We start from the raw sequence: 12,711 nt of genomic DNA on the forward strand, positions 1-12,711 counted from the left end.
TCAATCGGACTGTGTGGAATTGAAATCGGGACGGCCACGCGATAACAAAGCCAAAAAACGGGACTTCAATCGGACTGTGTGGAATTGAAATAAAGTTGCCCGCGCGCGGGGCTGGCCTGGCTATGCACTTCAATCGGACTGTGTGGAATTGAAATGGACAGGCCCAATTCCCGGGAGATGCGCTTCATCTGACTTCAATCGGACTGTGTGGAATTGAAATTAAGGAACACCGGCCTCGTTGTGTTGAGAGAGGTAAACTTCAATCGGACTGTGTGGAATTGAAATTTAGGTCCAGGGTGGAGCCGGCGGCGCGGGCGGTTTACTTCAATCGGACTGTGTGGAATTGAAATGGGAGGCGGGCCGGTACGTGCTGCGCTACACTGACACTTCAATCGGACTGTGTGGAATTGAAATGCCGCTGCCCTGGTAGCTGCTCCTACGGTAGCCGCACTTCAATCGGACTGTGTGGAATTGAAATGCGTGAGCGGGGTGTAGGTGCCTTCCGGCGGGTTGACTTCAATCGGACTGTGTGGAATTGAAATTTGCTGACCTTGAAGCGGTAGCGCGTGCCCGTCACAACTTCAATCGGACTGTGTGGAATTGAAATTATCGGCTCAAACCCATCTGCGTGCCCAAACCCACACTTCAATCGGACTGTGTGGAATTGAAATATTGGCAAAGCCGCGACTTTGACGACCCATTCACCCCACTTCAATCGGACTGTGTGGAATTGAAATGCCCTAGCTGTTGGGCAAAAAGGCCAGTAAGGCGGCCACTTCAATCGGACTGTGTGGAATTGAAATACGAAGTGCGCCGGCTGGCCGATGCCAACCGCGAGCACTTCAATCGGACTGTGTGGAATTGAAATAAGCCTACGCAGCCCTGCGCCAGATGCCGGCACCGGACTTCAATCGGACTGTGTGGAATTGAAATTTTCTTGGCCGCTAGTTCTTTTTGCCGGTTGCGCAGGACTTCAATCGGACTGTGTGGAATTGAAATTTGAGTGAGGAAAAACCTTGCGCGATGGAGACGTCGGACTTCAATCGGACTGTGTGGAATTGAAATATGAGGCGCCGCGCGTGAAAGTGCCGTTCGGCCCACACTTCAATCGGACTGTGTGGAATTGAAATTGTGGAAGGCGCTGGGCATCGGCCCGGTCCGTCAAACTTCAATCGGACTGTGTGGAATTGAAATTCGACGGTGAACGACTTGTGGCCGCGGGCAGCCAGCAACTTCAATCGGACTGTGTGGAATTGAAATTGAAGGCGCCCACCAACAAGCCAGCCGCCGCGATGACTTCAATCGGACTGTGTGGAATTGAAATATAACAAGGACTTGGATGCCCTGCTGGAAAAGCAGGACTTCAATCGGACTGTGTGGAATTGAAATATCTACGGGCAAGCTGAAATTGCCTATAAGCGCATGACTTCAATCGGACTGTGTGGAATTGAAATACGGAAAAGGCCAAGCCTGAGAAGGCCGACGCCCAGACTTCAATCGGACTGTGTGGAATTGAAATTTCATTTATCGCCGCCGCCCGCAACTTCTGCACTCCACTTCAATCGGACTGTGTGGAATTGAAATTGGTGTTGGGCTGGCAGGTAAAGCAGGGGTGCGTGAACTTCAATCGGACTGTGTGGAATTGAAATAAATGCGCCAGAAACCGCTCCGCCGCCTCAAGCACTTCAATCGGACTGTGTGGAATTGAAATCCTTTGGCGCCGGCCAGAGCGCGGGCTTCGGCTTTGGACTTCAATCGGACTGTGTGGAATTGAAATCCGGGAGCTCGTCCGGCAACTGCCGCGGCGCGGTTACTTCAATCGGACTGTGTGGAATTGAAATTGATGGTGGGGGTGGCGGGCGTTGCCGGCGGTTGTGGACTTCAATCGGACTGTGTGGAATTGAAATGAGAAACGCGTGTCCTGTGTTGCGCAGGCCGCTGTACTTCAATCGGACTGTGTGGAATTGAAATTAGCCGTTGCCGGTTGGGTCCATTTGGGCCCGGAATACTTCAATCGGACTGTGTGGAATTGAAATAACACTTAACCGCCCACTAACCCCGGGCCTCGCCCCACTTCAATCGGACTGTGTGGAATTGAAATGATAGAATTGAAAGGCGGGCAATTTCATTGAAATAGGACTTCAATCGGACTGTGTGGAATTGAAATTGCTCGACGACGTGTACCAGGCCGCGCGCGATAGGGACTTCAATCGGACTGTGTGGAATTGAAATTCGACTATCGCGGGGGCTGGCACGTCGGACGCACGGACTTCAATCGGACTGTGTGGAATTGAAATGGGGGTGTAGTGCAAGTGCCGGCGGGTGACGCCTTCACTTCAATCGGACTGTGTGGAATTGAAATAACTCGCGGTGGGCGGGGCCGCCTCGCGGTCGTTGCGGACTTCAATCGGACTGTGTGGAATTGAAATATGGTATGTAAGCAGCGAGCGCGGCCGCGTACACCCACTTCAATCGGACTGTGTGGAATTGAAATTGAACGCGGCGTTTAAGGCCGGCAAGATTACGGCCGAACTTCAATCGGACTGTGTAGAATTGAAATGATTGTGGAGGAATTGATGGAAACCCGCACCCAGACACTTCAATCGGACTGTGTGGAATTGAAATAAAGTTGCCCGCGCGCGGGCCTGGCCTCGCTATGCCACTTCAATCGGACTGTGTGGAATTGAAATAGTTAAAAGCGCAGCTCTCGCAAGAACGCTTCAACGACTTCAATCGGACTGTGTGGAATTGAAATTGCGGTTGGCTTTAGCCTGTACGTGGAACAGTACGAACTTCAATCGGACTGTGTGGAATTGAAATATCCTACAATGCCGGCGCCGCTCCTTCAGCAGCCGCACTTCAATCGGACTGTGTGGAATTGAAATATCTACGGGCAAGCTGAAATTGCCTATAAGCGCATGACTTCAATCGGACTGTGTGGAATTGAAATATCGTACTGCGCCCGGTGCCGGGAGGGCCGGATGGGACTTCAATCGGACTGTGTGGAATTGAAATAAAGGGGCCGTTTCCAAGGTCACGGCCGACGTGCGCGACTTCAATCGGACTGTGTGGAATTGAAATACCACGACTCAAACAACCGTCACCGGCGACAACTACACTTCAATCGGACTGTGTGGAATTGAAATGACATGTCCAACGGATACAAGAGCCCACAGACATAGCACTTCAATCGGACTGTGTGGAATTGAAATTATTGTCTGATTAAGCATAACAATTAGCTTTTGCACACAAAACTTCAACTGCCTCCAACAGCATTGTTGAGCGCAACGATATCTTCCGTTGTTGTCGGTTACCTCCTCCAAAAGAAATTCTAAAACTACTTCGGCTTAGTTGGGCTGGCAGCGGGGACTTTTTTAGGCACCTGCCCCAGGGCCGCGCCGCTTTTTGCTTCGTACACGACTTGGCCGCCCACCATGGTCAGCTCGCTCACGGTGCCGGGCAGGGCGGGCAGCGGCGCTGTGAAAATGTCCTGCGACAGCACCGCCAAATCGGCCAGCTTGCCGGGCGCGAGCGTGCCTTTTTCCTGCTCCTGAAACTCGGCATAGGCCGAGCCGGCCGTGTAGGCGCGCACGGCCTGCTCGCGCGTCAGGGCCTCTTTGGGGTCGGCCAGGGTCACGGCAAGCAGGATGTTCAGGTAAGGATTGGACGGGCCGTCGGAGCCGAGCGCGAAGGGCACGCCGCTTTCCAGCAGCGAGCGGAATGAGCCGTGCAACTCCGGCGGCGCACCGTGCTGCTTGTCCAGGGCCGCGTTGGTGAAGTGCGACGGGTTTTGCACCACCACAATGCCCAGCGCCCGGGCCCGGGGCTGCAAATCGGCGGTCAGGCCGTCGCCGTGCTCGAAACGCACGCGCTTGCGGCGCCAGGTGGCGTCGTCGCCCAGCTGGCTCATGAGGCGGAGCACCAGGCTGGCCGTGCTGTCGCCGGAAATGTGCAGCATCAGCGGCTCCGGGCCGGCGAGGGCGGTGCGCAGCAGCTGGCGCACCGTGTCGACGGGAAAATTCAACTTGCCGTACCAGCCCGGCTGGCCGGGATAGGGCCGGCGCATGAGGGCGCCGCCTTCCAGCGGCGTGGCGTCGAGGATGTACTTCACGCCGTCGACGCGGGCGAGCGGCGCGGGGTGGCGCTCCACGCCGGCCCATTCGCGGCGATTGATGCCCCATTTGGAAGTCATCGGAAACGGGATGATGCGCAGCCGCAGGGGCAGTTGGGCGGCTTTCACCACCCGCAGGGTCTGGTCGGGCGGCAGGGCGTCGGCCATGTTCTGCGCGCTGGTGATGCCGAAGCGCAGGGCTTCGGCGCCGTAGGCTTTCAGGGGGCGCACCCAGGCCGAATCGGCGATTTTGCCGCTAAAGGCGCGGCGCGGGGCCCAGTCGCCGTACTCGCTCAGCAGGCCGTTGAGCTGGCCCACGTCGGGCAGCCGGCCGTAGGTGCCGCCCAGCGGGGCCACGTCGGAATCTTCAATTTCGAGCAGGCGCAGGGCGGCCGTGTTCACGATGCTGCCGTGGCCCCAGGGCGTGCGCAGCAGCACGGGGTGCCGGGGCGCCACCAGGTCGAGGTCGGCGCGGCGCAACTGCGGGTCCACCAACGCATCGCGCCCGATTTCGCCTATCAGCCACGTGCCGGCCGGCTCCCGGCCGGCCAGGGCGGCCACGGTGTCCAGCACCTGGGCGGTGCGGGGGCCGGGTATCATGTCGGCCTGGGGAAAGTCGAAAAAATGCCCCGGCAGGTGGCCCGGCGGCAGGTGCGTGTGGGCGTCGTTGAAGCCGGGCACCACGGTGCGGCCGCGCAGGTCGATGCGGCGCGTGGCGGGCCCGGCCAATCGGGTTATCTGGGCCGTAGTGCCCACGGCTACAACCCGTTCGCCGCGCACGGCCAAGGCCTGGGCGTAGGGCTGGGTAAGTTCGGCCGTGAATATTTTGCCGCCGGTGAGGATGATATCCGGCGGGGCGCTGCTTTGCGCCCGGACCGAACCGGCCAGCCCGACGATGGCGGCAGCTGCTAACAAAACCCTCATAGCAAACTTCTAAAGAAAAACCTTTTATACTTTGTTGGGCAGCAAAACCGTGCTTAGCCCAACGAAATATAAAAGGTTTTTCTTAGATAATTATAAAATTCTATGCTTTTATAAGGAAGTCAAACCTACACGGTCTGTTTGCGGCGGCCTTCCAGAATGCGGTAGAACGAGCGGGTGTTGATTTCGTCGCGCGTGAGGCCGGTGGCTTCGATTTCTTCTTCGGAGATGGCGCCGCAGTTCAGCGCTTTCAGGAAGAAGTTGAGCAGGCCCTGACCGGTGGCGGCGTCGTCGAAAATGTCGCCGGTGAGGGTGGAAATGGCGGCGCGCTCCACGAAGGTTTTCAGGCGGTGCACGGCGTCGTCGTAGCTGCTCAGGAAGAAGTTGTAGGTGGCGGCGTAGCGCATAGGCAGTTGCGCGGGGTTCAAATCCCAGCCCTGGTACAGGCCGTTGATGAGCGAGTGGGTGGTGTGGTGGTAGGCCTGGCGCCAGGCGTTGTGCACCGATTCCTGGTTTTCGCGCAGCTGGGCGTAGCTCAGGTTGTCGCCGCGGTGCGGGCCAATGGGCATCACGTTGGTGGCGCCGTCGGAGAGGAAAATGCCGGTACCGCCGAGCGCCACTTTGGTCATGTGGTGGGCGAAATCGCACACGGGGTGCGCCATGGTCTGGTACTTGGCCGTGATGCCGCAGCTGGCGGTGTAGTCGTAGGTGCCAAAGTGCGCGGCCACGCAGCGCCCCTCGCTGGCCCGGATGATGCGCATGAGCGGGTTGCGGCCCTCCTCGTCTATCACAATCTGGGTGGCTTCCACCATGGTTTCCATCCGCAGGGTGCCGGGGGCCAGGTGGTTGGCCTGCTCCAACAGCTCAAACAGGCGCACCATCGTCGCCATCTGCTCCGGAATGGTCACTTTGGGCAGCATCACCACAAAATTGTCGGGCAGCTTGCCGCCGGTTTCGGCCAACAGCGTGGTCAGGAAAATATCGAGCGTGCGCACGCCGCGGGCCTTCAAATCTTCGGTGAAGGGCTTGATGCGGATGCCGATAAACGGCGAGAGCGTGCCCTGCTGCATTCCTTTGGCTACTTCATGGGCGGCGCGCACGGCGGTTTCGTCCTCCTCGGCATCGGGCCGGTTGCCGAAGCCGTCTTCAAAGTCCACGCGGAAATCCTCCACGGCTTCGCGTTGGAGCTTCTGCACAATTTTGTTGTAGACGGAGTAGGCCAGCCAGGCCGGCTCCTGCTTGCGCTCCTGGGGCGTCATGGCGTCGAGGCGGGCGGTGAGGTCGGCGATGTCGCGCGCCAGCGTGGGCAGGTGCTCGTGGTTTTTGAGTTGTAGCACGCGGGCCAGCTCCACGAAGTTGGGCGCGTAGGTCTGCAGGTTGTTGAGGGCGATGTCGCCCATGCGCTTGCAGGTGTCGGCTTTGAAGAGGTTGGCACCGCCGTACACGGTGTGCACGGGCTGGCGGTCGGGCTTGTCGCCGGGGTACACCTGCTGGAAATGGCGGTTGGCCACGCCCAGCTCGTCGAGCAGGGCAGTTTTGGCGGAATCTGGTAAGCTGAGTTTCATGGTGGGAATTTAATTGCGATGTAGAGACGCAATACTTTGCGTCTCGTCGTTGGACGTTCAGTCGGTATGCAGACGGCGCTGACGCTAAGACGCAAAATATTGCATCTCTACCTCATTCACGAACCTCTGTAAGTAGCATATCCAAAGGGATTCAGCAGCAGCGGCACGTGGTAATGCTCAGTGGTAGCCACCTCAAAAATGATTTCCACAAACGGATAAAAATTTGCCGTGCCGTCCTGCGTGAAATATTCCTGCGTGAAAAATTTCATTTTGTAAACGCCGAATTCCATTTGCGTTTCCTTAAGTAATAAATCCGCAATTCGGCCGTCGGAATTCGTCACGCCGCGGGCTATTTCTCGCCAATTATCACCCACTTGCTGCAGCAGCGCAATGGTGACATTTGCGGCCGGCTTGCCCTTGGTGGTGTCGAGAATGTGCGTGGTTATCTGGCTCATGCGGCTAATAGTTTTTCGAGGCGAATGCGGGTGATTTTATCCTGCTCATCCGCAGCAACTTTTATTTCATCTTCGGACTTATTCGGCATTCGTGCTTGCAGCAAGGCCAGCATCTCCTCCGCCGTTTTCCCCGTGGCGCAGACGATGAAGATGTAGCCGAATTTGCGCTCGTATTCCGTATTGCCCGCCGCCAAAGCTTCTAAAGTAGCCTGGGAAGCTTGTTTTACGGATGCTTGTTCGCCTTCGGCCCAGATGCTGGTGCTGGCAAATTTCTCGCGTAGCGCGGCCACGTCGCCGCCGATTTTGGGGTGGTGCGTGAAGGCTTCGCGCCAGTCGGCTTCGGTCAGCTTGTTCCACTGAGCAGTGGCCTGATGCATTAGCGTTTCGGCATTGGCTACCGGGAATTGCGCCACCATATTTTCGACCCAGGCCGTGGCGCCACAGCATTTCTGCAGGGCTTCGGCAAGGATGGGCTTGGGAAGGTTGTTGAGTTCAGAGAGGGTCATCTGGAAATTGTATCGAACGTTATGTCGAGCGCAGCCGAGACATCTCGCTCGCGTCGTTGCAATAGCGTTGAATTACTACCACACGCGAGATGTCTCGGCTGCGCTCGACATGACGTTCTAGGTTTTTTGCAGCCTTGCGCTACACCACCGTCGGAAACCGGTTCACGTTCTTGTAATAAATGTACACCGACGGTTCCTGGCCCATGGCCGTGGCCCACTGCTGGCAATACGGCGCCATCCAGATGGAATCGCCTTTTTTCACCGGGTACCAGCACTGGTCGAGCATGTAAATGGCCTGGCCTTCGAGGTACATCAGGCCGTGCTCCATGATGTGGGTTTCCACCATCGGCAGGTTGCCGCCGAGGCCGTAGGTGAAGATGTTCACGGCCATGTCGAAGCCCGGCTCGTTCGGCAGCAGTTCCTGAATGCGCAGGGCCTCGTCGTTCATGTAAACCGGCGCCTTGCTGTAGTCCCGCTCGCCGAAAAACACGCCCGGCGTGGCGTGGCCGGCCAGCGGCTCATACACCTTGTGGAAGGTGAGCAGCTGCGTACCGGCTTCCGGCTGGCTGAACTCATAGCCCTGGCCCACCGGGATGTACACGTACTGGCCCACTTTCAGCGTGCGGGTTTCGCCGCCCACGGCTGCCTGCACCTGGCCCTGCACCACGTAGAAGAAAATTTGCGAGGCCTGCGTCTCCCCCACCAGCCGGCCGGCGTCGGTGAGAGTGATGAGCGTTTGGCAGAGGCGGGCGCCCATCTGCTCGTTGATGATGACGTTGACGGTGCAGCCGGTCCAGCCGGGTACGTTGCTGTTGATGTAGCCGTCGGGAGCGATGATGGCGTGGTTGCGCTTCACGACCGAGCGGGTCAGGGCAGACATTTCCATGGTTAGCGGGTGGGATTTTGGGTGTGGAGGAGATGAATAAACCGGTCGGCCACGGCCACGGCCGCTGCCAAATCGCTCAGCTCCACGTTCTCCAACGGGTTGTGGCTGATGCCCTTGTAACAGCGGACAAACATCATCGTAGCCGGCGCTACGAAGGAGATGGGCACGGCGTCGTGACCGGCACCGCTCACCAGCGGGATGGTTTCGTAGCCCGATTCGGCAATGGCTTGGGCCAGCAGTTCGTTCAGCGGCTGGCTGCACGCCACGGGCGCCGTGTACTGAACCAGCTGCCAGTCCAGGGTCACGTTGCGGTGGCCCGCCACGGCCTCGGCGTGGCTGCGCAGGTAGTCGTAGGCTTGGGCGAGCGGCTGCTCGTCGGGGCTGCGCAGGTCGAGGCTGCACGTTACTTCGCCGGGGATGACGTTGCTGGCCGCGTGGCTCACGGCCAGCTTGCCCACCGTGGCCACCAGCCCGCGGCCGTGCACCTGGGCAAACTGCTCGGCCGTGAGCACAAACTCGGCGGCGGCGCACAGCGCGTCCTGGCGCATGGCCATGGGCACGGTGCCGGCGTGGCCGGCCATGCCCCGAAAAGTCAGCTCCACGCGCTGCTGGCCGGCAATGGCCGTCACCAGCGCCACCGGCACGTTGCGCTCCCAGAGCACCGGGCCCTGCTCGATGTGCATTTCGAAATAGCCCAGCCAGTCGGCGGCCGGAATGGCATCCGCGGCAATCTGCGCGGCGTCGGCGCCCATGGTTTCCAGGGCCTGGGCCAGGGTCACGCCGGCGGCGTCGGGCCGCGCGAGCAGGGCCTGGTCGAAGGAGCCGGCCACCACTTTGCTGCCCAGATACGTGGTGTGAAAGCGCACGCCTTCCTCGTCGCTGAAGGCAATGAGCTCGAAGTGAAACGGCAGTTCGGCCTTCTGTACCAGCAGGTTTTCCAGCAAATCCAGCCCCATGAGCACGCCCAGCGGGCCGTCGAACTTGCCGGCGTTCACCACCGTGTCGATGTGCGAGGCCAGCACGAAGGTTTTGGCGGCGGGGTTGGCGGACTGCAGCCGGGCGCGCAGGTTGCCGATGCCGTCGGTGCGGGTGGGCAGGCCGGCGGCTGCCAGCCAGCGTTGCACCAGCGCGCGGCCAGCCAGAAAGGCGGGCGTGCCAAAGGTGCGCGTCACGCCGTCGGCGTCCTCGCTGATGGCCGCGAGCTGCTGAATGCGCTGCATGATGCGCTCGGCGCGCGCTAGGTACTCTTGCTGCATCCAGCTACCGGGTTAAAAGTTGGCCTTGGCCGAGGCGGGTGAAATCCGGGCGCTGGTAAACCTGTTCGCCGCCCAGAAACGTTAATTCCACCACGCCCGCCAATTCCTGGCAAATGTAAGGCGACACTTTGTGTTTGTGCTGAATCAGGCTTTCGGTGACTTCAAAGGTCTTTTCGGGGTCCAGCACCAGCAAATCGGCGTCGAAGCCCACGGCGATTTGGCCCTTGCGCTGGCTTTGGCCGGCCAGCTTGGCGGGGTTTTCACTCAGCCAGCGCACCAGGTCAGGCAGGGTGGCGCCGCGGCGGCGCGCGGCCGTCCAAAGCACCGGCAGGGCCAGCTGCAGCGAGGCAATGCCGCCCCAGGCCGTGGTGAAGTCGCCGCTGGCCAGCTGCTTGAGGTCGGGCGGCGCGGGCGAGTGGTCGGTGGCCACAAAGTCGATGATGCCGGCCTGCAAAGCGGCCCAGAGCTGGTCGTTGTTGGCCTTTTCGCGGATGGGCGGCGCGCACTTGAACTGCGTCTGGCCGTCGGCAATGTCCTCGGCGTTGAAGTAGAGGTAGTGCTGGCCGGTTTCCACGGTCAGGGGCAGGCCTTTGGCTTTGGCGGCGGCGATGGGCGCGATGGAATTGGCCGACGACAGATGCACGATGTGCACCCAACAATTGAATTCCTCGCACAGCCGAATCATCAGGGCCACAGCCTCATCTTCCCACGCTTTGGGCCGCGAAGCCAGGTAGTTGACATACGAGCGGTGGTCATTCTGCTTCCAGGCGTCGCTGTCTTCGGATAATTCGCAGTGCACCAGCAGCGGCAAGTTGTGGCGGGCCAGCACGGGCATCACCCGCCGCAAGTCTTCCTCCGTCGCGTTCGGAAAATCATCAATCCCCGAGTGCGTTAAGAAAGCCTTGAAGCCCAGCACGCCGGCCGCAATCAGCGGCTCTATTTCGGCCGCGTTGCCGGGCACCACGCCGCCCCAGAAGCCCACGTTGCAGTGCAGCTGGCCCCGGGTGGCGGCGCGCTTGATTTCCAGATTGGTTACCGAGGTGGTGACGGGCGCCGAGTTCAGCGGCATGTCGACCAGCGTGGTGAGGCCGCCGGCCAGGGCGGCGCGGGTGGCCGTGTCGAAGCCTTCCCAGTCGGTGCGGCCGGGCTCGTTGATGTGCACGTGCGGGTCAATCACGCCGGGCAGCACGGCGTGGTTGCCCACGTCGAGGAGGCGAGCACCGGCCACGTCGGCATCGGGCGGCAGCAGGGCGCTGATGCGGCCGTTTTCGAGGAGAAGGGTGGCGGCGCGCACGCCGTCGGGCGCCACAACGCGCTGGCTGCGCAAGGCAAGAGTTGACATGGGTAGGGAATTTGGCGCTAAATTGGGGGCTTTTTCCCGGTTTAATTAATTGGCAGGCTGAAAATCAGAACTTCGGTTCTGTCCCGCTGAACGGTCATGCCGACCGCAGCGAAGCATCTTGCCCGCCGCAAGTAATTTCCTCTCTGCAACGAAGCGGTAAAGATGCTTCGCTGCGCTCGGCATGACGGCCACGGCTCACTCCCGACTACGCCCCTTCCTGCTTCCCACCCGCTTTCCCACATGCTCCAATACGTTACCCTCCTTGCCCTGATACTGGCGTTTCTGCTGCTGCTGGGCGTCATTTTCGCCTTGCAGCGCGTGGCCAAAACGCGGCCCAACGGTGGCGTGGTGGGCGAGAGCGGCTTCACGCTCGAAGGCTATTCCTACACGCTGATTCTGCTGGCCGTCATCGCGGCGGTGGGCATTGGCTACGTGCTGGCGCGCGACTCGCCCTGGTCGGGCCACATCATGGAATGGCTCAACATCGTGGTGCGCCTCATGCACATCACCTTCGGCATTGCCTGGATTGGGGCCTCGTTCTACTTCGTGTTCCTCGAAAACGCCCTCAACCGCACCGACAACGTGCGCGAGGAGCTGGCCGGCAACCTCTGGGCCGTGCACGGCGGCGGCTTTTACTACCTGGAGAAGTATAAAACGGCGCCGAAGCAGATTCCCAAAAGCCTGCACTGGTTTAAGTACGAGGCGTATTTCACCTGGCTTTCGGGGTTCAGCCTGCTGTTCGTGGTGTATTATTTCAACGCTAGCTCTATGCTGATTGACCCGCGCGTGCTGGATATTTCGCCGCTGGCGGGCGTGGGCATCGGGGTGGGCTCGTTCGTGGCGGCTTGGCTGGTGTATGACGGGCTGTGCCGCACCGAGTTTGTGCGCAGCCCCTGGTTTAAGGTGGTGGGCTTCATTATCGCTACGGGCTTTGCGTTTTTCTACGCGCAGGTGTTCAGCGCCCGGGCGGCCTATATCCACTTCGGGGCCATGCTGGGCACGCTGATGGTGGGCAACGTTTTCTTCACCATCATCCCGGCCCAAAAGGCCATGGTGAAGGCCGCCACCGAAGGCACGCCGCTGGACCCCACGCTGGGCAAAAACGCGCTGGCCCGCTCGCTGCACAACAACTACTTCACCTTGCCGGTGCTGTTTGTGATGGTCAGCAACCACTTCCCCAGCACCTTCGGGCACTCCTATCCGTGGGCCATTCTGGCGGCCATCACGCTGGGCACGGCCGGCGTGAAGCACTGGCTGAACCTGCGCGAAAAGCACCAGACCGACACGGCCGTGTGGGTGCTGCCCGCCGCCGTGGGCGTGCTGCTGGCCGTGGTGTTCGTGACCGCGCCGCCGGCCCAGTCGGGCGGCAGCGCCACGGCGGGCGCCGCCAACGCCTGCGCCCAGGAAATTCCCATGAGCCAGGTGAATATGATTGTGCAGAAGCGCTGCATTCAGTGCCACTCCTCCCACCCCACCGACGACGTGTTTAAGTCGCCACCGAATGGCGTGGTATATGACACACCCGAAGACATCATTCGTCTGAGAGATAAAATCATGCAGCGCGTGGTGGTGACCAAAACGATGCCGCAGAACAACAAAACCCAGATTACCCAGGAGGAGCGCGACCTCATTGCCTGCTGGATTAATCAGGGCGCTAAAAATAAGTAGA

General features: G+C 59.9%; 8 protein-coding genes and 1 CRISPR repeat array (1 of these 9 running past the window's edge). Of the genes, 1 reads left to right on the top strand and 7 read right to left on the bottom strand.

The genetic code is table 11. The annotated features are described in order from the left end of the window. Window positions 1–3,212: direct repeats of the CRISPR family, unit length 29 nt; unit sequence ACTTCAATCGGACTGTGTGGAATTGAAAT; it begins 3,138 nt to the left of the window's first position. Between the two features lie 125 nt (window positions 3,213–3,337). The 7 genes from I2H31_RS13920 to allB all read right to left on the bottom strand — a co-directional run bounded on the left by I2H31_RS13920 (window position 3,338) and on the right by allB (window position 11,042). Then, window positions 3,338–5,035: an amidohydrolase gene (locus I2H31_RS13920; RefSeq protein ID WP_196293646.1), complete on the bottom strand. Its 1,698-nt coding sequence runs from the start codon at window positions 5,033–5,035 to the stop codon at window positions 3,338–3,340. Between the two features lie 125 nt (window positions 5,036–5,160). Beyond that, the gene (locus tag I2H31_RS13925) at window positions 5,161–6,597 is read right to left on the bottom strand and encodes a DUF6986 family protein (protein WP_196293647.1); all 1,437 of its coding nucleotides are present in this window, start codon (window positions 6,595–6,597) and stop codon (window positions 5,161–5,163) included. 116 nt (window positions 6,598–6,713) lie between these two features. After that, window positions 6,714–7,052: a hydroxyisourate hydrolase gene (uraH, locus tag I2H31_RS13930; RefSeq protein WP_196293648.1), complete on the bottom strand. Its 339-nt coding sequence runs from the start codon at window positions 7,050–7,052 to the stop codon at window positions 6,714–6,716. Next, on the bottom strand, window positions 7,049–7,558 hold the full coding sequence (gene uraD, locus I2H31_RS13935) for a 2-oxo-4-hydroxy-4-carboxy-5-ureidoimidazoline decarboxylase (RefSeq protein WP_196293649.1): 510 nt from the start codon (window positions 7,556–7,558) through the stop codon (window positions 7,049–7,051). The genes uraH and uraD overlap by 4 nt, the downstream gene beginning before the upstream one ends. A gap of 139 nt (window positions 7,559–7,697) precedes the next feature. Beyond that, entirely contained in the window at window positions 7,698–8,444 is a 747-nt protein-coding gene (allE, locus tag I2H31_RS13940) for a (S)-ureidoglycine aminohydrolase (RefSeq protein WP_196293650.1), read from the bottom strand. 2 nt (window positions 8,445–8,446) lie between these two features. Next, a complete protein-coding gene (locus I2H31_RS13945; RefSeq protein ID WP_196293651.1) occupies window positions 8,447–9,700 on the bottom strand; it encodes an allantoate amidohydrolase in 1,254 nt (417 codons plus the stop codon). Window positions 9,701–9,704: 4 nt separating this feature from the next. After that, window positions 9,705–11,042 (bottom strand): allantoinase AllB, encoded by a 1,338-nt coding sequence (allB, locus tag I2H31_RS13950; RefSeq protein ID WP_196293652.1) that lies wholly within the window; start codon window positions 11,040–11,042, stop codon window positions 9,705–9,707. A 240-nt stretch (window positions 11,043–11,282) separates the two neighbouring features. Between allB and I2H31_RS13955 the strand changes: the two genes are divergently transcribed. Beyond that, window positions 11,283–12,710 (top strand): urate hydroxylase PuuD, encoded by a 1,428-nt coding sequence (locus I2H31_RS13955; protein ID WP_230687776.1) that lies wholly within the window; start codon window positions 11,283–11,285, stop codon window positions 12,708–12,710. Window position 12,711 lies beyond the last annotated feature (1 nt).

Origin of the sequence: Hymenobacter ruricola (assembly GCF_015694525.1) — a bacterium.
GTDB lineage: Bacteria > Bacteroidota > Bacteroidia > Cytophagales > Hymenobacteraceae > Hymenobacter > Hymenobacter ruricola.

Coding starts and splice junctions, on each gene's coding strand:
- allE (WP_196293650.1), bottom strand. CDS start 8,444: ATGGAAATGTCTGCCCTGACCCGCTCGGTCGTGAAGCGCAACCACGCC.
- I2H31_RS13955 (WP_230687776.1), top strand. CDS start 11,283: ATGCTCCAATACGTTACCCTCCTTGCCCTGATACTGGCGTTTCTGCTG.
- I2H31_RS13925 (WP_196293647.1), bottom strand. CDS start 6,597: ATGAAACTCAGCTTACCAGATTCCGCCAAAACTGCCCTGCTCGACGAG.
- I2H31_RS13920 (WP_196293646.1), bottom strand. CDS start 5,035: ATGAGGGTTTTGTTAGCAGCTGCCGCCATCGTCGGGCTGGCCGGTTCG.
- uraH (WP_196293648.1), bottom strand. CDS start 7,052: ATGAGCCAGATAACCACGCACATTCTCGACACCACCAAGGGCAAGCCG.
- uraD (WP_196293649.1), bottom strand. CDS start 7,558: ATGACCCTCTCTGAACTCAACAACCTTCCCAAGCCCATCCTTGCCGAA.
- allB (WP_196293652.1), bottom strand. CDS start 11,042: ATGTCAACTCTTGCCTTGCGCAGCCAGCGCGTTGTGGCGCCCGACGGC.
- I2H31_RS13945 (WP_196293651.1), bottom strand. CDS start 9,700: ATGCAGCAAGAGTACCTAGCGCGCGCCGAGCGCATCATGCAGCGCATT.